This window comes from Kribbella sp. NBC_01245, from assembly GCF_036226525.1.
Lineage (GTDB): Bacteria > Actinomycetota > Actinomycetes > Propionibacteriales > Kribbellaceae > Kribbella.
In genome coordinates, this window is the sequence record NZ_CP108487.1 from 8,170,634 (window position 1) to 8,190,958 (window position 20,325).

Consider the following 20,325-nt stretch of genomic DNA (forward strand, 5'->3'; position numbering starts at 1 on the left):
TCACGTCGGCCGTCCCCGGCAGCAAGACGCGCTGAAGCCGCTCCCGGTTGACCGGGGAATGGCGGCGGCAGGCTCGCGGTTGCCTCTTTCGACAGCCGTCTAACCAGTGAGGAGCCGTCGGATGAGTGGAGCAGTGGTGATCGGGGCCGGTCCGGGGATCGGGTCGGCCGTGGCCCGCCGATTCGCGAAGGAGGGCCTGCCGGTGACGGTGATCGCGCGCAGCCGGGCAAGCGTCGATGCGGCCGTCGAGGCTCTGGGCACCACCAAGACCCTTGGACTGACGGCGGACAGTACGGACGCGCAGGCATTGCGGGCGGCGCTCGATCAGGCCGTGGAGGAATTCGGAGTGCCCGAGGTGATCGTGTACAACGCCGCGATCATCCAGGCGGATAGCCCGGGTGAGCTGTCGGTGCAGGCTCATCTCGACGCGTGGGCCGTGAACGTCGTTGGCGCGATCACCGCCGCAGGGCACGTACTGCCCGCCATGGCCGCCCGGGGGAGTGGCAGCTTCCTCGTGACTGGGGGAATGCCCGAGCCGGTACCGGCATACACAAGTCTCTCGCTGGGCAAGGCCGGCTTGCGAGCGCTGGTGGAGCTACTGCACAACCAGTACGGCGACAGTGGCGTACACGTGGCAGAGGTACGTGTAGATGGCGCGGTGGCGCCGGGGACGGCGTTCGACCCCGACGACATCGCCGAGCACTACTGGCGGTTGCACACGCAGGCGCCTGCCGCCTGGTCGCGGCAGATCGCCCACACGGGGTAAGGGGCTACTTGTCGCCGATGCGGGCTAGGACTTCGTCGTGGAGGCGGCCGTTGGTGGCGAGGGCGTTGCCGCCGGTGGGGCCGTCCTTGCCGTCTAGCGAGGTGAAGCGGCCGCCGGCCTCGGTGACGATGATGGCGAGTGCTGCCATGTCGTACAGGTTGAGCTCGGGCTCGGCCGCGATGTCGACAGCGCCTTCTGCGACCAGCATGTACGACCAGAAGTCGCCGTACGCCCTACAGCGCCAGCAGTCGTCCATGAGGCCCATGAAGTCGTCGAGCCGCTCACGCGTCTTCCAGCCCTTCAGCGACGAGTAGGACAGGGAGGCGTCACTGAGGTCGTTGACGTCACTGACCCGGCAGGGCGAGGCGGACATCAGGGCGCGGCCAGTCCAGGCTCCATCGCCGTACGACGCCCACCAGCGGCGGCCGATCGCGGGGGCCGAGACGACACCGACCACGACCTGGTCCTCGATCATCAGGCTGATCAGGGTGGCCCAGACCGGCACGCCGCGGATGTAGTTCTTGGTGCCATCGATCGGGTCCACCACCCAGCGGCGAACGCCCCAGCCGGTGGTGCCCTGCTCCTCCCCGACGAAGGCGTCGCGCGGACGGGCTCGGGCAAGCGTCTTGCGCATCACGTCCTCGACCTTTTCGTCCGACTCGCTGACCGGGGTCAGGTCGGGCTTGGTCGCCACGTGCAGATCCAGCGACTTGTACCGGTCCATCGTGATCGAGTCGGCGTCGTCGGCGAGGATGTGGGCGAGGCGCAGGTCGTCGGTGTGCGCGGGCATGGCCGAAGGCTAGCCTGAAGTGCGGGGCGGCGGTTGCCGCAGGTAGTACTTTGAACCGAAGCAGGTAGTTGAACGTGGATCTAAATACCGAGTCCCGTCGATCCAGGAGACGTCATGTTTGAGCGCTTCGGAGATCTGCCGCTACACGTTCTGGTGATTCACGCCGCAGTGGTGGTGCTGCCGGTCGCAGCGCTCGCGGCGATCGTTTTCGCGCTCATGCCGAGGTGGCGCTGGTTGCTGCGCTGGCCGGTGCTCGCGCTTGGTCTGGGTGCGGCGCTGACGGCGTTCGTGGCGAAGCAGAGCGGTGAGGCGTTTGTTGCCGCCGTCCCCCAACTGGCCCAGCTCGTCCAGGAGCACAAGGATCGCGGCACGCTGCTGCTCTGGTTCAGCCTCGGCTTCGCGTTCGTCGTCCTGCTCGCCGCGCTCGTGCTGAGCGGTCCGTCGGCCCTGGCCAGCGGGCGGGGCGCCAAGGCGAGCGGCAACCGGGGCCTCGAGCTGGTGGTCAGCGCGGCGGTCGTGGTGATGTCGTTGCTGGTCATCTGGCAGACCATCCGCACCGGCGACTCCGGCGCGAAGGCGGTCTGGGACGGCAGGCTCCCCAGCTAGCCGTTAGTCGCGGGCTTCGCGACTGGCCAGCAAGCGCCGGTACGACGCGACCCGCTCGGCGTCCACCCGGCCTTCGGCCACCGCGGTGTCGAGCGCGCAGTTCGACTCGTTCTCCGCGTGCGTACAACCGCGCGGGCAGTCCTGCGTCTCGTCGGCCAGGTCGCCGAAGGCCTTGATCAGCTCCTGCGGATCGACATGCGCCAGACCGAACGACCGGATGCCCGGCGTATCCACGATCCACCCGCCGAACGGCAGCCGCAGCACCAACGTGCTGGTCGACGTATGCCGCCCCCGCCCGGTCACGTCGTTCACCACGCCGACGGCACGATCCGCGTCCGGCACGAGCGCGTTGACCAGGGTGGACTTGCCGACACCGGAATGCCCGACGAGCACGCTGGTCCGATCGCGCAACTGCTCGACCAAGGCGGACAGATCGCCGTCGCGCTGGGTGGCGACGGCTTCCACCCCCAACGGCCGGTACGTCGCGAGCAGCTCATCCGGGTCGCCCAGATCCGTTTTGGTCAGGCAGATCAGCGGCCGCATCCCGGCGTCGAACGCGGCGACGAGGCAACGATCGATCAACCGCGTGCGTGGTTCCGGATTGGCGATGGCGGCGACGATGACCAGCTGCTCCGCGTTCGCCACCAGCGGCCGCTCGATCGGGTCGTCGTCGTCCGCGCTGCGGCGCAGAATCGTCCGCCGCGGCTCGACCTCGACGATGCGCGCGAGGGTGTCCTTGTCGCCGCTGGCGTCGCCGTCCAGCCGGACCCGGTCGCCGACGATGACGCCTTTGCGGCCGAGCTGGCGGGCCTTCATCGCGGTGACGAGCTGGCCGTCATCCAGCACGCAGGTATACCGTCCGCGGTCGCGAGTGATCACGGACGCGATCGGGGCGGCGTCGTACGTGGGCCGGTCCTTGGTTCGCGGCCGGGTCCGGCGCTTGGGCCGGTCGTACTTGGCGTCCTCGTCGTACCGCGACATCAGACCCGCGTCACCAACTGCGTCCACACGTCCGGGAATTCCGGCATGGTCTTGGCCGTCGTACCGATGTTCTCGACCTGGAGCCCATCCACCACCAGCCCGATCACCGCGCCGGCCTGCGCCATCCGGTGATCGTCGTACGACGCGAAAACCCCACTGTGCAAGGGCTTCGGCCGAATCTCGAGCCCGTCGGCCGTCTGCGTCACGTCACCGCCGAGCTTGTTCAGCTCGGCCTCCAGCGCGGCCAGCCGGTCCGTCTCGTGGAAGCGCAGGTGCGCCACACCACGCAGGTACGACGGTCCGTCGGCGAGGGCGGCGACCGCGGCGATCACCGGGGTCAATTCGCCGACCGCGCTCAGGTCCAGGTCGACGCCGTGCAGGTTGCCCGTGCCGGTGATGGTCAGGCCTTCGTCGTTGAGCGAGACGTCGGCGCCGAAGCGGGCGAAGATCTCGCGCAACTGGTCACCGGGCTGAGTGGTCTGTTCCGGCCAGCCGGTCACCGTGACCGAGCCGCCCGTGATCGCGGCCGCCGCGAGGAAGGGCGCCGCGTTGGAAAGGTCCGGCTCGACGGCTGTATCGCGTGCGGCGATCGGGCCCGGGTGCACGACCCAGCGGTTCGGCTCGTCGGTGTCGACGTGGACGCCGCGCTCGCGGATCATCGCGATCGACATGTCGAGGTGTGCCTGCGAGGGCACGGGTTTGCCGTCATGGCGGATGTCGACGCCCTGCTCGTACCGCGCGCCGGCCAGCAGCAGGGCGGAGACGAACTGGCTCGATCCGGAGGCATCCAGCCGTACGACGCCACCGCGCAGCGAGCCCGATCCGTTCACCGCGAACGGCATCCGGCCGGTGCCCTGGTCGTCGATCTCCGCGCCGAGCTGGCGCAGCGAGTCGAGAATGACGTGCATCGGGCGCTCGCGGGCATAGAGATCGCCGTCGAACGAGATCACCCCATCGGCCAATGCCGCGACGGGCGGAACGAACCGCATCACCGTGCCGGCCAGGCCGGTATCAACCGCGGCCGGGCCCTTCAGCGACCCCGGCGTGACGGTCACCTTGCCATCGGCCTCGGTGATGCCAACACCCATCGACGTGAGCGCGGATCGCATCAGCGTGGTGTCGCGCGCAGCCAGGAGACCGGTCAGCGTCGACGGCCCGTCGGCAATGGCGGCAAGAATCAACGCCCGGTTACTGATCGACTTCGACCCGGGAATCGTCACCCGCCCCCGCACAGCACCATCCGGCCGCGGAGCCACCCACTCACTAGCCTCAGTCACACTTCTCCCTCGCGCCAACGCCACCAGAACCACCCCGAGCCTATCGCCTGCTCGCCGCGGTCCCGGACCGGTTTCAGAGGAAGGGGAGGTCGGCCTTGGCGGTTTGGGTGGCCAGTTTGGCCTCGCGGCGGGCGCTGTGGGCGAGGTGGTGGGCCTCGTGTACGGCGTGGGCGGCGGCTCGGCGGGTTTCGCGCTTGGCCAGTTTGGCGCCGCGCTTGGTCTCCCGCTTGGCGGCCTTAGCGCCGTGGGTCGTACGCCAGACGACGCCCGGCTTGCCGTCGGTGTCGACGGCGGCCAGCAGCAGGCCACCGAGGAGGCCGAGGTTCTTCAAGAACTGCACCTGCTGGGCCTGACGCACGGTCGGCTCGGACTCCTGCCAGAACGAATGCCCGGCGAGCGTCGTCGGCACCAGCGAACCCGCGAGCACCAAGGCGCCGAGGCGACGGCCCGAACCGCTGGCCAGCGCGACGCCACCGATGACCTGCGCGGCGCCGTTCAGCCGGACCAGGTTGCGGGTGCTCTCCGGCAGGCGGTCGCTCACCTGCGCCGGCGCCAGCTTCTTGATCAGCGGAACGAGGCGATCGGCCACCGGCTCGGCCTTCGCCACATGCGGATCCGGGTTCCGGACCGCCTTGGCGCCCTGAACGATGAAGATGGCGGACAGCAGCGGCCTGGCCAATGCTCGCACGACAGTCATCGGTTGTCCGGCGCGGAAACCCCGTCCTACAAGGCGGGGAGGAAACGCCGGGTCCCCCTTTCAGGGTTTGTCGGAGTCGTCGGGTACGTTTGCGGAGCTGGCCTGCGATAACCAAGCGACCAGCACCAGCACCACAGTTAGACCTTACAGTGACTGCGGCCGGACGGGCCGTGGCAGCGCGGTGAGCCTTCTTGCGCAGTTGGGCACGGCAACGATCCGCGAACCCTCATCTCGCTACCTCCGGGCAGTGGGTTGAAACCCCCGCCTCCAGGCGGGTGGAGGACGTCAAGGCTCCTTCATACCTTGTAATAGGTGGGAGACAAGTCGGCGGCCAAGAGGCCACCAGCGTGTCCATCCAAGTACCCGCCGGAAAACGTCCGGCGGGTACTTGGGGGTCGGGTCAGATCGGGCAGCCGTCGGGCCCGCAGGCGCCATCAGCTTCGGAACCACCGGCGACGATCTTGACGGGGGAGCGCTCGGCGAGGGCCTTGCGGATGACCTCGTCGAAGACCTCGACCGGCTGCGCGCCGGAGACGCCGTACTTCTCGTCGATGACGAAGAACGGCACCCCATTCGCGCCGTACGCGACGGCCTGGGCCTGGTCCGCCTCGACCTCATCGGCGTACTCGCGACCTGCCAGCACCTCGGCGACCCGCGCCTCGGGCAGCCCGGCCTCGACCGCGATCCGGGTCAGCGTGGCGTGGTCGCCGACGGCCTCGCCCTCGGTGAAGTACGCGCGCAGCAGGCGTTCCTTGAGCCGGTCCTGGCCGTCGGCCGGGAGTTCGCCCGCCTCGACCAGGTGCAGCGCGAGGTGCAGCAGGCGGTGGGCGTCGACCGTGTTCGCGGACTTGGCGTGCTCGAAGTGGAACTCGAGGCCGTCGCCGGCGGCCACCTCGGTCACGTGCGCGTTCGCCTTGAGCCCGAACTCGCGCCCGCCGCCGTACTTCGCGCCGAGCCGCTCGGCCAGATCCCGCGGGTCGTCGTTCCGCGACGACGGGTCGAGCTGGAACGAGTGCCACACGACCTCGACCTGCGAGCCGAAACCACCATCGGCGATGGCCTTCTCGAGCCGGCGCTTGCCGATGTAGCACCACGGGCAGACCACGTCAGACCAGACATCAATACGCATAACTGGAGAAACCTGCTTTGGGCCGCCGAAATTCCGTGACGTGTCACACAGGGGTTGGGTCAGCGGGCGCAGCGTCGTATGGCGAGGAGAGCGTAGGCGCGGGCGCAGTGCAGGACTTCGGCCAGGTGGACGTGTTCGTCGACGGCATGGGCATACCGGACGTCGCCCGGGCCGTACTGGAGGGTGGGAATGCCCGCGGCCGCGTAATGCCGCAGATCCGAGCCGTACGGCCCGCCGCGCACCTCCGGCTCGGCAACGCCGGCGTCGACCGCTGCGGTCAGAGTCTCGCCCAGCAGCGGGTGTCCGTCGGCCAGGGCGCCCGAGGCGAAGATCCCGCCGGGCCAGCTGACCTTGACTGGGTTCGACCGCAACCACTCGTCGTCCACGCTCGCGACGGCCGCTTCGAAGGCCTTCCTGGCGGTGGCGACGTCCTCACCGAGGCGTACGCCGTACCGGCCTTCCGCGATCAGGACGTCTGGCACCGTACTGGCCCAATCGCCCGCGCGGATCAGGCCGACCGACAGGGGATTTGCCAGGTCGAGGTGGGCGAGAAGCGGATGTGGATCGGTGTTGCGGGCGGCTTCCAGTTCGCGCAGCGCCGCGTTGACCTTCTCGAAGGCGTCGATCGCGCTCACGCCTCGGGTCCGGGTCGAGCCGTGCGTCGCGAGCCCTGGGACCTCTAGGCGGAACGTCAGGGAGCCCGAGTTCGCCGGGATGACGCGGCCGGCGGTCGGTTCGGCGATCAGGCAGGCTGCGCCGCGATGACCTCGGCGCAAGGTTGCGAAGGTGCCGACGCCGCCGTCTTCCTCACCGACGACGGTGTGTACGGCGAGGGGGCGGGCGAGCTCGAGCCCGGTCCTGGTTGTGGCGGTGGAGACGGCTTGGGCGGCGCCGAGGATGGCGGCCACTCCGGCCTTCATGTCGCAGGTTCCGCGGCCGTACATGATGCCGTTGGCAACGTTCGCCTGGAATGGGTCTTCGTCGGGCCAGAGCGCGAGATCTCCGGGCGGTACGACGTCGAGGTGGCCGTTGAGGATCAAGCCGGGCTCGCCAGCCGGGCCGAGTACGCCGGCCACGCCCCAGGCCTCGCTCCGGTCGACCTCCATACCGGGGAAGTCCGGGTCTGCCTTGAGTTTGTCGAGGTCGAGCTGCCAATGGTCGACGGTCAGGCCGATCTCGCGGAGGCGCTGCGCGGCCCAGACCTGTACGTCGCTCTCGGTAGCCGTGCCGTCGACGCTGGGAATGCGCACCAGTTCCCGTAGGTCCGCGACGATCCGGTCGTCATCGATGGCCGCCAGCGCCTCGGCCTCGAGCTGGCGTGACTGGTCACTCAACGGCGGATCCTTCGGAAGAGTCGGGGCCTTCGGAGAGAGTCGAGTCCTTCGGCCGGTGAGAGGCGGTTGCTTCGGGGAGGTAGGCGGAAAGGCAATGCGCGATCACCGGTGCGGGGTCGGACGCGTTCATCAGGTCGAGGCTATGCGCGGCGCGGAGTACGGCGAAACCGTGCAGCCCGGTCCAGATCCCGATCGTCTTCTGCCAGGCCTTCTCCGTGCTCGTGGTCGGCACGGCGGCAACCAGGTCGACCAGAGAGCCGAACAAGGGGAGGGAAAGGGCCCGAAGGTTCGCGCCGGATCCGCTCAGTAGGTCGTGCCGGAAGATCAGCTCGAACATCGCGGGCCGGTCGGTGGCGAACTCCAGATACCGCTCGCAGGCGCGGGTCAGCCGTTCCCGGGGCGTACCGGCGCCGAGTCGGCTCAGCCGTACGGTCAGGTCGTTGATCCCGGTCGTGGCGATCGCGCCGAGTAGCGCGCCGTGAGTCGGGAAGTAGCGCCGGGGGGCGCCATGGGAGACCCCGGCTCGACGGGTGATGGCTCGGAGGCTGAGGTTGGCCAGGCCCTCCTCTTCGAGCAGTTCCACCCCGGTCGTGACGAGTTTGCTGCGCAGCGGTTCGGCATCCACGTAGACAGTGTCTATCAATTGCGCGTAGACAGTGTCTACTATTCGTCGTAGACACTGTCTACGCGCTCGTGAGGAGTCCCTGTGTGGTACCACCTGTTCAAGTACGTGCTGGTCGGTCCGGTGCTGCGAATCTTCGGCCGGCCGACGGTCGTCGGGGCTGAGCACATTCCCCGCCGAGGGCGGTGATCCTGGCCGGCAACCACCTTGCTGTCGCCGATTCGTTCTACCTCTGCTTGATGCTGCGACGGCGGGTCACTTTCATCGCGAAGAGCGAGTACTTCACCGCGCCAGGGCTGAAGGGGCGGCTGCTGCGCTGGTTCTACTCGGCTACCGGCCAGGTCCCGGTGGATCGGCGTGGTGGACGAGCCGCCGCCAACGCCTTGGCCGCCGCCACGGAGATCCTGCGTGCCGGTGGCGTCTGGGGGATCTACCCGGAGGGCACTCGCTCGCCCGACGGTCGCCTCTACCGCGGCAAGACCGGCGCGATGCGAGTGGCGCTCGCGACCGGCGCGCCCGTACTTCCGGTCGTCGTGACGGGCACCGACACCGTCAACCCACCTGGTTCTCGGCGCCTGTACTTCGGCCGCGTCCAGGTGAAGATCTGCCCGCCCCTCGACCTGACCCGCTTCCACCCCGACCAGGCCCGCGCCGCCACCGACCACCTGATGGCAGTCCTCCACCACGAATCCGGCCAGCCCTACGTGAACACCTACGCCCGCCGCGCCGCCTAACGCGAGTGGTTAGAGGTGACCACTCGCCGGGATTTGGGCACGAGTGGTCGCGTATTTACGTGACCACTCGCGGTGGTTCAGAGGCGACCGCTCGCGGCAGAAAAGGGAGGCTAGGTGAGGAGGGTCAGGAGGCGTTCGGCGCCGTGTTGGATTTGGGGGAGGGAGGACTCTTCGACGGAGTGGGCGAAGAGGGCCAGGTCGGCGAAGCCGGCGGCGGCGCAGACCATGGCGGGGCCGAGGCCGGCGGCGGATACGGCCGCGTCGACCAGGAATTCGTCGACACCTGGAGCAGCGCCATCGCGGGCAGCGCTGGCGGCGAGGGACATCAGGTCGTAGGCCCTGGTCCCGCCGCTGATCGCTTCGACGTCGACGATCGTCACCCCCGCGGCCGTCTCGACGATGTTACTGACGTTGAGATCGCCATGGACCAGGTCGTGCATCGGCAAGCCCTCGGACCGGTACGGCGTACAGGCTGTTTCGAATCGCGAGAGGATCTCGGTCGATCGGTCGTCCAATCCGGCGGCCGTCGCCCAGATACCACCCAGGCCATCGAAGACGACGCCGTGGACGTACCAGGACCAGTTGTGCTCCACGTCCGTCACCAGCCCGGCGGTCTTGTCGATGCCCTCGACGAGTTCCTCGGCCAGCGGCATCGTCAGTGCGGCCGCGGTCTGCAGCGCGCGTCCGTCGATGTACTCCTGCAAGTGGTACGGCATACCAGTCGACGTGGTGCCGACCGCGATCCAGGCGGGCGTCGGATAGCCGGCGGCCCGGGCCTTCTGCACCAACCGGGCGGCGCGGTGGACCCGCTGGCCCCAGCCCGGCTCCTCGTTCCACTTGAGCACGGCACGGCCTTCCGGTCCGGCCACCTCGTACGCCCCGGCCTGCAAGCCACCTGTCAGTCTCCGGACCAGGTGATACCCGGTGCCGTGGGCCGCGTTCAGCTCCCCGAGCACCCGGTTGGTCGCGACATCCATAAGCCCAGTCTTCGTCGCGATCCCGACACAGGCCAATTGTTTCGCGCCCCGCTCTGCCACCTGCCCCTTTTTTGCGTTCACCGGTCCCTCAGCACAGCGGACCAGCCCGGTCCCTCAGCACAGCGGACCAGTCCGGCCCCTCAGCACAGCGGACCAGCACAGGCGGCCGACGGGAGAGGGCGATTTCGGACCGATGAACGCAAAAGAAGGGGGGAGGACCGTTACGGCGTCAGGCGGTGAAGGTCGCGCGGGAAGAGCGTTACCTCGCGGACGTTCTCGGCGCCGGTAAGCCGGGCGACGAACCGCTCGAGGCCGATGGCGAAGCCGCCGTGCGGGGGCATGCCGTGCCGGAAGGCCTCGAGATAGGACGAATACGCCGGGTCCTCCGCCGACTCACCCTGAGCCGCGAGGGCGGCCACGTAGTCGCCGTACCGATGCAACCGTTGACCACCCGTGACCAGCTCGACGCCACGGAACAGCAGGTCGAACGAGTTGGACCAGCGCGGGTCCGACGGCTGCGGATGTGTGTAGAACGGCCGCTTCACCATCGGATAGCCCTCGACCGCCACGAAGTCGCTGCCGTGTTCGCGCAGCGCCCATTCGCCGATCGCGCGTTCGTCGGCCGGCGCGAGGTCCGGCTCGTCCGGGTCGGCCCCGGCCAGCTTGAGCGCCTCGCTGAAATGCAGCACCGGCACCTCGGCAGGGATCGACGGCAGCTCGACGCCGAGCCGCTCCAGCGCCGTACCGGCTCGCGTGCCGACCGAGGCCAGCATCGTCACGAGCACCTCACGCAGTACGGCGAGCACGTCGCGATGGCCGTCGATGAAACCGAACTCGGCGTCCAGCGAGACGTACTCCGCGAGGTGCCGGACGGTGTCGTGCGGCTCGGCCCGGAAGACCGGTCCGACCTCGTACACCCGCTCGAACACCCCGACCATCGTCTGCTTGTAGAACTGCGGCGACTGGGCCAGATAGGCGGGACGGCCGAAGTAGTCCAGCGCGAAGACGTTCGCCCCGGATTCGGTCGCCGTACCGACGATCTTCGGCGTCTGGATCTCCGTGAAGCCCTGACCGTCCAGCGCCGTACGGAACCCGTGCAACGCCGCTGCGGCCACCTCCCAGCCCGCCCGCACGACCGGGTGCCGCAGGGATACCGCGGCATGGTCGAGCACGGTCGGCAGACCCGCGCCGACGGTCGGGCGCCACAACTCGATCGGGGGAGTGTGGGCCGGTTCGGTCAGCGGCTCGATCACCGGGTCGACGATCTCGACTCCGCCCGGCGCCTGCGGACTGGCCACCACCTGACCGGTCACCTGGACGACGGTCTCTTCGCCGAGTTCGTCCAGCAGGGCAAGGGCTTCCGCCGACTTCACGACGATCTGGCTCAGGCCGGAACGGTCGCGCAGTACGAGGAAGCTGACCGCCGCCAGTCGTCGTCTTCGATGGATCCAGCCGGCCACCGTGACGGTCTGGCCTACTGCTGAGGGGATCTCTGAACTGAGAATGCGCATCGCTGTTTTCACCTCCGTTGGTCATCTCGAACCCCGGAGGTGTGGGCGAAGGGGAATCTCGCGGTGCCACCACACCTTCACCAGACCACGTTGAGTGATCCGGCCTCTTGCGCTTCATTCGCTCAGGAGTGTCTTCACGACCGGCCTGTGCGTCGCCTTCCCAGCTACCGGCGACTCTCTGGACCACAGGTGAACGGCGCTACTCGGTTCCATCAGCGCGAACAAAATCCATCCTAGGACAGAGCCGCAACAAGTTTGATCACGCTCTCTCCAGGCGGGGAAACAATGATCGATCGATCAGTTATTCGTGGGCTCTTGCACCAACGGAAAGGTCGTTTTACCTTCACCTATCAGTTAGGAAAGTTTCCTAACGATTAAGACCAGCGATTGCTCCTGTCCGCCCCGCCCTGAGGACAATGCCGATGTCGCACCAACTTCGAAGTCTGACCGCAATCGCGGTCACCGTATCCGTACTGACCGTCCAACCCGCCGCCGCTCAACTGTCCGACCAAGCCGCCCCCGCCGCGGAAACCGGCCCGACGGCGGCCATCCCCGACCTGACCAGTGCGAACCGGCGAGCCCCCGTCGCCGGACTGCCCGACTGGAGCAAGGCCGGATATCGCGGCGGCGCCGCCCTGCCGACCGCCGCCACCCATCCCGACCCCGCTTGCCACATAGACCCGGCACGACTCGCGAGCCAGTACGGCGTACGCGCCGACGGCAGTGACGCGACCACCGGCCTGCAGGCGGCGATCGACGCGATCAGGACGACGTGTACGCCGACCGCGAGCTACACCAAGCTGTCCTCGATCACCTTGCCCGCGGGCAAGATCGTGGTCACGCGTCAACTCGGTGTCGACGCGGATTACCTGCTGTTGAAGGGCGCAGGGATGGGTCAGACCATCCTGAGCTTCCGCCCGGACGCCAACACCCGGTACGACACCCTGACCCCCGACGGCAGCGACTGGGACGAGGACGGCGCGACCCACGGCGCTGGCAAAGGCGGTTGGACCTGGCCCGGCCGCGGCCTGCTTCGCGTCCAGACCCGTGATGTACACACGAAGTACGCGAGCGACTACGCCTCGGCGCCGGCGAACCGCAAGGACATCTTCGAAGGAAGCGTCAACCAGCATTGGGCCGCCGGCGTACCGCTGCGCGAGTCATCGGCCATCGGCACCACGCAGATCAAGCTCGCCACGAACGCGGACATGACGCGGTTCAAGGTCGGCGGCTACCTGTGGGTCGGTGCGGCCAACAGTGCGAAGTTCTACCAGCAGCAGACGGTTACCGACACCACCAAGTACACGAACCTCCATATGCGGCAGCAGATCTTCCAGCTCACTGCCGTCGACACGGCCGGCAAGAACCTCACGATCGACAAGCCGCTGGAGTACGACCTGCCGTTGAACTCCATCTCGGACGGCTCCGCCGCGATCGGCGGTACGACGTACCCGAGCCGCGTCACGCCGCTGAAGATGGTGCAGGGCGTCGGTATCGAGGACCTGACGCTGACCCAGGACATGACCGGCATGCCCAAGCTCGGCGGCGGTACGTACAACCTGAACAAGGCCGACGCCAAGTTCAACTACGGCAACATGGCACCCGAGTACGCCCAGCACGGCGTCGTACTCAAGTGGGCGGCGAACGTCTGGCTCAGGCGCGTGGGCACGGATATGACCGGCTCCCACGCCGTCGTCACCGAGAACTCCAAGAACGTCCAGGTCCAGGAGTCGTCGTTCGACGGTTCGTGGAACAAGGGCAAGGGCGGCAACGGCTACTTCCGCGGCTCGCGCGTCTGGGATTCCCTGTACGCGTACAACACCACCCGGAACCTGCGCCACTTCACCTTCCAGTGGTCCGCGTCCGACAACGTGGCCATCGGCAACGACTTCGACTCCGACCTGAACGTGCACGGCGGATGGGAACGGCGCAACCTGTTCGAGAACAACAAGGTCGCTGTACCGTTCGAGCACGCCTCCAAGAACTGCAGCGCCAACTGCGGTGGGGAAGGCGGCGGTGAGCCCGACGACTCCACCTGGTGGCCGATCTGGTGGGCGGCCGGTCCCAAGGCGGTCACGTGGTCCGGCTCCAGCGGACCGCAGAACGTTGTCTACAACAACGACCTGACCAAGCAGACCACGCAGGGCGGGTCCTACCAGAGCTACTACCCGGACCGGCAACGGCTTTACCAGTTCGGCAGCTCCGCCGCAGATGCCACGAAGTTCCAGCACTTGGCGCTGAACGGCAGCACGATTCTCGACTGGGCCGGCAACGAGACGAAGGACTTCACCAACTCCGGCGTGAACGCCTCCCGGACCGACGCGTCCGGCTCCCTCTTCCTCAAGGGCAGCACGAGTCCAGGGGACACCACCGCGCCAAGCGTGCCGGGCAGCTTGCGTACGACTGGCACAACCTCGAGCAGCGTCTCGCTGGCCTGGAACGCCTCTACGGACGACACCGGCGTTGCCGGCTACACGATCTACCGCAACGGCGTCGAGGTCGCGACGGCCTCCGGTACGACGCACACCGATACCGGGCTCACCGGGTCCACTGGCTACACGTACACCGTCAAGGCGCGCGATGCGGCGGGCAACCTGTCCGCGGCGAGTAACGCCGTTACTGCAACCACCCAGCCGGGCTCAACCGCAGCAGTCCTGCTCTCACAGGGGAAACCCGCCACGTCATCGTCGATCGAGGGCAGCGGCTTCGAGGCTTCACGGGCTGTTGACGGCAACACGGCGACCCGTTGGGCAAGCGTCGAAGGCCACGACCCCGAATGGATCACCGTCGACCTCGGCGCCACGGCTTCGATAAGCAGGATCAAGTTGAGCTGGGAAGCCGCGTACGGCAAGTCGTACAAGCTCCAGACCTCGGCCAACGGGACGACCTGGACCGATATCTACACCACCACAACCGGGAATGGCGCGACCGACGACCTGGCAGTAACAGGTGGCGGCCGCTACGTCCGTATGTACGGCACTGCGCGCGGTACGGCGTGGGGCTATTCGCTGTGGCAGTTCGAGGTCTACGGCAGCACGCAACCGCTGGTGCCGTCAGTCAACTTCAAGTCATTCACCGCCCCTCACAACCCCTGGATGTCCTGATGAAAATCACCCTGAAAGGCGCTCTGCTGAAGAGCGCCGTCCTCCTCACCGCGGGTTTACTGCTGCTTCCGTTGGGCCATGCCGTCGCCGCTGACACGTTGCTCTCACAGGGCAAACCGTCAACCTCCTCCTCGATCGAAGGCAGCGGCTTCGAAGCGGCCAAGGCCGTGGACGCCAACACCGGTACCCGGTGGGCCAGCGTCGAAGGTCATGACCCCGAGTGGATCAGGGTCGATCTCGGCAGCACGGCGACCATCAGCAGGGTCAAGCTGAACTGGGAGGCGGCGTACGGCAAGTCGTACAAGATCCAGACCTCGGCAGACGGCTCGACCTGGACGGACATCTTCTCCACCACCACTGGTAACGGTGCGATCGACGATCTGACCGTGTCGGGTAGTGGCCGCTACGTCCGCATGTACGGCACTGCGCGCGGTACGGCGTGGGGCTATTCGTTGTGGGAGTTCGAGGTCTACGGCACCACTGGTGGCGGCGGGGGTGACACCACGCCGCCGAGCACGCCGGGCAACCTCGCGAGCACCGGTACGACCTCTAGCGGCGTCTCGCTGGCGTGGAACGCGTCGACGGACAACGTTGGCGTAACCGGCTACACGGTCTACCGCAACGGTACTGAGGTCGGCAACGCCTCCGGCACGACGTACACGGACACAGGTCTCACGGCCGCGACGACGTACACGTACACCGTCAAGGCTCGTGACGCGGCCGGCAATCTCTCTGGCGCTAGCAACTCCGTGACCGCCACCACGCAAACCGGTGGAGGTGGCGTGGGCGTACCGTTCGGCAGCCACTTGCAGCCGTATGCGGCGGGCATGCTGCGTCCGACCGGTAGCCAGTCCACGCTCGACCAGAAGGTTGTGGATTACTACCAGCGCTGGAAGGCCGCATTCGTCAAGCAGAACTGCGGTAACGGCTGGTACGAGGTCGTCTCTCCCGACGCCGATCACCCGTACGTGGGCGAGGCCCAGGGCTACGGCATGGTGGTAACCGCCACGATGGCCGGCGCCGACCCTGCGGCCAAGACGATCTTCGACGGATTGGTCAAGTACGTGCTGGCGCATCCCTCGGTGATCAACTCCGACTTGCTGGCCGCTGAGCAGAACGACGCCTGCGTGAGCGTGAACGGTAGCGACAACGCGACCGACGCGGACATGGATGTCGCCTATGGCCTGCTGCTGGCAGACCGGCAGTGGGGCAGCGCTGGTACCTACAACTACAAGGCGCTCGCGATCCGGCGCATCAACGCGATCAAGGCTGATGTGGTCAACCCGGAGACGAACCTGCTCAAGCTGGCCGACTGGAGTGAGCCGGGTGGCGAGCACTACTACATCTCCCGCACCTCCGACTGGATGATCGACCACTTCCGTGCGTTCAAGAAGGCCACCGGCGACACCAAGTGGGACACCGTTCGCACCGCACACCAGAACGTGATCGCCTCCCTGCAGTCGAGCTACGCGCCGAACACGGGGCTGCTGCCGGACTTCGTGATCAACACCAACTCCAGCCCGAAGCCCGCGGCCGGCAAGGTCTTGGAACATGAGTACGACGGTCGCTACTGGTGGAACGCGTGCCGCACCCCTTGGCGGATCGGCGCCGACGCAGTGACCAGCGCCGACACGAAGTCGCTCGCCGCCGCCCGCAAGCTCAACACCTGGGTCAAGAGCAAGACCGGCGGCAACCCGAACAACATCGCCACCGGCTACCAGCTGAACGGAACGCAGATCGAGGCCGGCAGCGATCCCTCCTACTTCGCCCCGTTCGCCGTGGTGGCCATGACCGACTCCGGCAGCCAGGCGTGGCTGGACGCGATCTGGAACAAGATGCTGGCGACTCCGATCGCGACCGACAGCTACTACGCGGCCAGTATTCAGCTTCAGGTCATGATCACCGCCACCCACAACCACTGGGTGCCCTGATGAAGAAGGCCATCATCGTCCTAGCGATAGGACTATTGCTACCAGCAACCAATGCCGTGGCCGCGGACACGTTGCTCTCACAAGGCAAACCGGCGACGTCCTCGTCGATCGAGGGCAGCGGGTTCGAAGCAAGTCGGGCCGTGGACGGCAACACCGGCAGCCGTTGGGCCAGCGTCGAAGGCCACGACCCCGAGTCGCTGACCGTCGACCTCGGCAGCACGGCGACCATCAACCGGGTCAAGCTGACCTGGGAGGCGGCGTACGGCAAGTCGTACAAGATCCAGACCTCGCCAAACGGCACCACGTGGACCGACATCTACTCCACCACGACCGGCAACGGCGCGATCGACGATCTCACGGTGTCGGGTAGTGGCCGCTACGTCCGCATGTACGGCACCGCGCGCGGTACGACGTACGGCTATTCCCTCTGGGAGTTCGAGGTCTACGGCACTGGCGGCGACCCAGGTGATCCGGGCGATCCCGGCGGCAGTGTTATCGACGTGTCGACCTCGGCTCAACTGGTTGCCGCGTTGGGGAATGTGCAGCCGGGGCAGACGATCAGGCTGGCTTCCGGTGAGTACCACGGCGCGTTCCTTTCGCAGCGCGCGGGAACGGCCTCGGCTCCGATTACGTTGACCGGCCCGGCGAGCGCCGTACTGGTCAACGACGGGCCATCCGGCACCGCGCCGTCCTGCCCGGTACCGGGTGGTGGCTGGGATTCCGGGTACGGGCTCTGGCTGTACGGGGCGCCGTACTGGAACCTGACCGGGTTCACCGTGAAGGACTCGAAGAAGGGCATCGTGCTGGACAACTCCCACCACGTAACCCTCGACGGGGTCTACGTGCACCACGTTGACGACGAGGCCGTGCACTTCAGGCGGTCCTCGGCGGACGGCGTGATCAAGAACTCCAAGATCACCCACACGGGCCTCGTTCAGCCCGGGTACGGCGAGGCCGTCTACCTCGGCTCCGCGAACTCGAACTGGGCGTGCCACGGCAACTCCGGCGGCGTCGACCGATCCGACCGGGTTAAGGTGCTGAACAACCAGATCGGGCCCAACGTCGCCGCCGAGCACGTCGACGTGAAGGAAGGCACGGTCGGCGGTCTGATCCAGGGCAACACCTTCAACGGCACCGGCATCAGCGGCCAGAACTCGGCCGACTCGTGGATCGATGTCAAAGGCATCGACTACGTGATCGACGGCAACACCGGGACGTTCGCCTCACCGGGGACATTCGTCAACGGCTACGAGACGCACAACCCGTCGACCACTCCGTCGTTCGCCAACGGGTGCGGCACGATCTGGCGCAATAACAAGTCAGACCTTGGCAACGTGGGGCAGTACGCCATCAAGATCACGTCGACGTCGAAGTGCACGTCCAACCCGAACAAGGTCTATGCCAGCAACACCGTCACCAACGCCAAAGTCGGGCTGACCAACGTCCCGGTCACCCCTTAGCTGGTTACCCCGCGGCCGGACACCCGGCCGCGGGGTTCTACCAGCCGAACTTGGGTGGGATGGGGGCCGAGTCGGTGTCGGTTCGGCCGCGGGCCACCGCCCGAACGGTCAATCTGTTGGCCGCGTCGTTGCCCGGCTTCGCGTCGAACTCGGCGTCGAACCGCTCGGCCTTCAGGTAGTTGTCCGTCGAGCAGAAGACTCGCCGGCTGTCGCTCGCCCGGCCGCAGGTCCAGCCCCGGTTGGACTTCAGGTAGAAGGTCAGATTGCTGCCGTAGCTGATCTCGAGTGAGACCTTGCGCGGTGCGCCGCTGACCAGCAGGAACCGGTTGTACCGATGGGGGTTCGGGTCGTTGAGCAGGCCCGGCTTGACGATCGAGAGCAACGCGTCGTCCTCGCGCACGGGCGCCAGCGTCTCGGCGTCGTTGTCGTAGTACGAACCGACGCGCGCCTTCACCGTGAACGTGCGCTGCGCGGTGCCACCACCCTCGGGTACGTCGAACTCGGCGTACAACGGAGCGGGGTTGCGCGAGTTCGCCGCGGTGCACGTGCCGGCAGAGCGTTTACACGACCAGCCGGGAGTGCTCGAGGGGATCGGCCAGTCGAGCGAGCCGCCGACCGAGATCTGCAGGACCACCGGGCCGCTCGCGCCCGTTGGTACGGCGACGTGCAGGGCCCGGTTGTAGGCGTCCGGGTTCGGATCGGGACTGCGGGTGGTGACCTTCAGCAGGTTCTCGTCGAACACCTCGGGCGCGACCAGCGTCTGCGAGTCGTCGTCGTACAACCTGCCGGTCCGGGCCGTCACCGTGAACGTCCGGTCCGCGGCCGAACCACCCGACGGGGTGGCGAAGCTGATCGGCAGGTCGTGCGGCTTGGAGGGCTTCCGCGCGGTACAGGTGCCAGTGGACTCGACGCAGGCCCAGCCCGCCGGGTTCTTCCCGACAGGCCAGCGCAGGGCCTTGCCGTACATCACCTTGATCACGACCGGCTTGGTGTTGCCCTTCGGCACGGAGATCGACAGCAGCCGCTGCTCGGTGGCCGGCGGGGCTGCCTGGGAGGTCGAGTCCATCGGGCTGCCGGGGGAGCCGCCGCCACGAGGCGAGCTGATCGTCAGCAGGCCTTCGTACAGGATCGGCGTCGTCGGCGGCGGAGGCGTCGGCTTCGTCGGAGTGGGCGTCGGCGTCGGAGTCGGCCGCGGGGGCGGCGGCGTCGGGGTGGGCCGAGGTGGTGCCGTCGTCTGGGTCTCCGTCGGCTTTGGCTCGGTCGGGTTCACCGGCGGCGGAGCGGTCGTCGGCTTCACCGTGGGCGGCTTGACCGTCGGAGGTTTGACCGTGGGCGGCACCACCGTAGGCGGCGCGATCGTCGGCTGAGTCGGTTGCACGCTCGGCGGCGACTGGATCACCGCCTCGGGCTTGCCGTCGCCGCCGGTCAGCGCGAGCGCCGCGATGATGGCTGCCACTACGACGGCGACGGCTCCCGCGGCCGTACCCGCCGTACGGGTGCTGTTCTCTGTTGCCTTCTGCCACAACCCGACCAACAGGCCGCCACCAGCCGCGTGCGCGCCCGTCGCGGCCAGGTAGCCGACGCCGGCCGCACCCAGCAGCGCCGGGGCGAGCAGTGCGGGCAGAGCGCTGTTGACCTCGACCAGCTCTAGGTAGACCGCGGTGCACTTGGCACATTCGTCCAGATGGGCGCGGACCTGCTTGTCCTCACGCTTGGTCAGACCGCCGCGGACGTAGGCGCCGAGGCGCTCGGTGGTCCAGCGGCAACGATCGCCGGCCACGTCGGCCAGGTGCTGTTGCAGGTACGCCTGGCGGAGGCCCTCGCGAGCCCGGTATGCCAGTGCGGAGACGCCGTTCGGGGTGAGCCCGAGCAGCGGCGCGACGACGGCCGGCTTCTCGCCCTCGACCTCGGTATGCCAGAGCACGGCCTGCCAGCGCTCGGGCAGGCTGGCGAACGCCTTCGCGGCGGCACCACTCTCGAACCCGGTCACGGTCGGGTCGTCGAACGACTCCGGACTGCGCTCGAACGACTCGATCTCGTCAGTGCTCTGCACCTTCTTGCCCGCGCGTAGCCGGTCGACGTGCACCCGGCGGACGGTGGTCAGCAGGTACGCACGGAAGGAGATGTCCGGGCCGCCACCGTTGCGCAAGGCATCGAGCACCTTCGCGAACGCGTCACTGGCCAGGTCGTCGGCGTCCGCCGCCGGAACCAGCTGCCGGGCCATCCGCTCGGCGGCCAGGTGGTGCCGGGCGAACAGCTCACCGAACGCCTCGAGGTCACCGGAGCGCACCCGCGCGATGAATTCCGCATCACTGGGTGGTTCAGGTACATCCGTCGAGGTCAACTAACTCTCCGTTCAGGCGCAGGTGACCGGCAAGTCACATGCAGTGACATTGCGGCCGGATC

General features: G+C 67.7%; 16 protein-coding genes. 6 read left to right on the forward strand and 10 right to left on the reverse strand.

Features of this window, described 5'->3' with window-relative positions; all coding sequences use genetic code 11:
* Positions 1–121: 121 nt before the first annotated feature.
* Positions 122–766, forward strand: coding sequence for an SDR family NAD(P)-dependent oxidoreductase (locus OG394_RS37590; RefSeq protein ID WP_328992075.1), 645 nt, complete (start codon positions 122–124; stop codon positions 764–766).
* Between the two features lie 4 nt (positions 767–770).
* Here OG394_RS37590 and hisN read toward each other — a convergent pair whose 3' ends face one another.
* Positions 771–1,556 (reverse strand): histidinol-phosphatase, encoded by a 786-nt coding sequence (hisN, locus tag OG394_RS37595; RefSeq protein ID WP_328992077.1) that lies wholly within the window; start codon positions 1,554–1,556, stop codon positions 771–773.
* Positions 1,557–1,670: 114 nt separating this feature from the next.
* On the opposite strand from hisN, the gene OG394_RS37600 reads away from it, so the two are divergent.
* Complete coding sequence (locus OG394_RS37600) at positions 1,671–2,162, forward strand: DUF2231 domain-containing protein (protein ID WP_328992078.1); 492 nt, start codon at positions 1,671–1,673, stop codon at positions 2,160–2,162.
* Between the two features lie 3 nt (positions 2,163–2,165).
* Here the strand turns inward: OG394_RS37600 and rsgA are convergent, their stop codons facing one another.
* The 6 genes from rsgA to OG394_RS37630 form a co-directional block, all read right to left on the reverse strand.
* Entirely contained in the window at positions 2,166–3,143 is a 978-nt protein-coding gene (gene rsgA, locus OG394_RS37605) for a ribosome small subunit-dependent GTPase A (protein ID WP_328996911.1), read from the reverse strand.
* Complete coding sequence (gene aroA / locus OG394_RS37610) at positions 3,143–4,420, reverse strand: 3-phosphoshikimate 1-carboxyvinyltransferase (protein WP_328992079.1); 1,278 nt, start codon at positions 4,418–4,420, stop codon at positions 3,143–3,145. Before aroA ends, rsgA begins: the two co-directional genes overlap by 1 nt.
* A gap of 73 nt (positions 4,421–4,493) precedes the next feature.
* Positions 4,494–5,117, reverse strand: coding sequence for a DoxX family protein (locus tag OG394_RS37615; protein ID WP_328992080.1), 624 nt, complete (start codon positions 5,115–5,117; stop codon positions 4,494–4,496).
* Between the two features lie 400 nt (positions 5,118–5,517).
* On the reverse strand, positions 5,518–6,246 hold the full coding sequence (locus OG394_RS37620) for a DsbA family oxidoreductase (protein ID WP_328992081.1): 729 nt from the start codon (positions 6,244–6,246) through the stop codon (positions 5,518–5,520).
* A gap of 59 nt (positions 6,247–6,305) precedes the next feature.
* On the reverse strand, positions 6,306–7,580 hold the full coding sequence (locus OG394_RS37625) for an ArgE/DapE family deacylase (protein ID WP_328992082.1): 1,275 nt from the start codon (positions 7,578–7,580) through the stop codon (positions 6,306–6,308).
* Positions 7,573–8,205, reverse strand: a complete 633-nt coding sequence (locus OG394_RS37630) for a TetR/AcrR family transcriptional regulator (RefSeq protein WP_328992083.1) — start codon at positions 8,203–8,205, stop codon at positions 7,573–7,575. The genes OG394_RS37625 and OG394_RS37630 overlap by 8 nt, the downstream gene beginning before the upstream one ends.
* 236 nt (positions 8,206–8,441) lie before the next feature.
* On the opposite strand from OG394_RS37630, the gene OG394_RS37635 reads away from it, so the two are divergent.
* Positions 8,442–8,936, forward strand: coding sequence for a lysophospholipid acyltransferase family protein (locus OG394_RS37635; protein WP_328992084.1), 495 nt, complete (start codon positions 8,442–8,444; stop codon positions 8,934–8,936).
* Positions 8,937–9,046: 110 nt separating this feature from the next.
* Here the strand turns inward: OG394_RS37635 and OG394_RS37640 are convergent, their stop codons facing one another.
* Positions 9,047–9,913 carry a phosphotransferase gene (locus tag OG394_RS37640; RefSeq protein WP_328992085.1) on the reverse strand — a complete coding sequence of 289 codons (867 nt, stop codon included), beginning with the start codon at positions 9,911–9,913 and terminating at the stop codon, positions 9,047–9,049.
* 221 nt (positions 9,914–10,134) lie between these two features.
* A complete protein-coding gene (aspS, locus tag OG394_RS37645) occupies positions 10,135–11,424 on the reverse strand; it encodes an aspartate--tRNA(Asn) ligase (protein ID WP_328992086.1) in 1,290 nt (429 codons plus the stop codon).
* Positions 11,425–11,846: 422 nt separating this feature from the next.
* Between aspS and OG394_RS37650 the strand changes: the two genes are divergently transcribed.
* Genes OG394_RS37650 through OG394_RS37660 form a run of 3 tightly spaced genes read left to right on the forward strand, consistent with a single transcriptional unit; the run spans position 11,847 to position 17,919 of the window.
* Positions 11,847–14,528 (forward strand): discoidin domain-containing protein, encoded by a 2,682-nt coding sequence (locus OG394_RS37650; protein WP_328992087.1) that lies wholly within the window; start codon positions 11,847–11,849, stop codon positions 14,526–14,528.
* Positions 14,528–16,459 carry a glycosyl hydrolase family 8 gene (locus OG394_RS37655; RefSeq protein WP_328992088.1) on the forward strand — a complete coding sequence of 644 codons (1,932 nt, stop codon included), beginning with the start codon at positions 14,528–14,530 and terminating at the stop codon, positions 16,457–16,459. The genes OG394_RS37650 and OG394_RS37655 overlap by 1 nt, the downstream gene beginning before the upstream one ends.
* Entirely contained in the window at positions 16,459–17,919 is a 1,461-nt protein-coding gene (locus OG394_RS37660; protein WP_328992089.1) for a discoidin domain-containing protein, read from the forward strand. Before OG394_RS37655 ends, OG394_RS37660 begins: the two co-directional genes overlap by 1 nt.
* 37 nt (positions 17,920–17,956) lie before the next feature.
* Here OG394_RS37660 and OG394_RS37665 read toward each other — a convergent pair whose 3' ends face one another.
* Positions 17,957–20,263, reverse strand: a complete 2,307-nt coding sequence (locus OG394_RS37665; protein ID WP_328992090.1) for a sigma-70 family RNA polymerase sigma factor — start codon at positions 20,261–20,263, stop codon at positions 17,957–17,959.
* Positions 20,264–20,325 lie beyond the last annotated feature (62 nt).

Coding starts and splice junctions, on each gene's coding strand:
- OG394_RS37640 (WP_328992085.1), bottom strand. CDS start 9,913: ATGGATGTCGCGACCAACCGGGTGCTCGGGGAGCTGAACGCGGCCCAC.
- OG394_RS37590 (WP_328992075.1), top strand. CDS start 122: ATGAGTGGAGCAGTGGTGATCGGGGCCGGTCCGGGGATCGGGTCGGCC.
- OG394_RS37660 (WP_328992089.1), top strand. CDS start 16,459: ATGAAGAAGGCCATCATCGTCCTAGCGATAGGACTATTGCTACCAGCA.
- OG394_RS37635 (WP_328992084.1), top strand. CDS start 8,442: ATGCTGCGACGGCGGGTCACTTTCATCGCGAAGAGCGAGTACTTCACC.
- OG394_RS37650 (WP_328992087.1), top strand. CDS start 11,847: ATGTCGCACCAACTTCGAAGTCTGACCGCAATCGCGGTCACCGTATCC.
- OG394_RS37620 (WP_328992081.1), bottom strand. CDS start 6,246: ATGCGTATTGATGTCTGGTCTGACGTGGTCTGCCCGTGGTGCTACATC.
- OG394_RS37615 (WP_328992080.1), bottom strand. CDS start 5,117: ATGACTGTCGTGCGAGCATTGGCCAGGCCGCTGCTGTCCGCCATCTTC.
- rsgA (WP_328996911.1), bottom strand. CDS start 3,143: ATGTCGCGGTACGACGAGGACGCCAAGTACGACCGGCCCAAGCGCCGG.
- aspS (WP_328992086.1), bottom strand. CDS start 11,424: ATGCGCATTCTCAGTTCAGAGATCCCCTCAGCAGTAGGCCAGACCGTC.
- OG394_RS37600 (WP_328992078.1), top strand. CDS start 1,671: ATGTTTGAGCGCTTCGGAGATCTGCCGCTACACGTTCTGGTGATTCAC.
- OG394_RS37655 (WP_328992088.1), top strand. CDS start 14,528: ATGAAAATCACCCTGAAAGGCGCTCTGCTGAAGAGCGCCGTCCTCCTC.
- hisN (WP_328992077.1), bottom strand. CDS start 1,556: ATGCCCGCGCACACCGACGACCTGCGCCTCGCCCACATCCTCGCCGAC.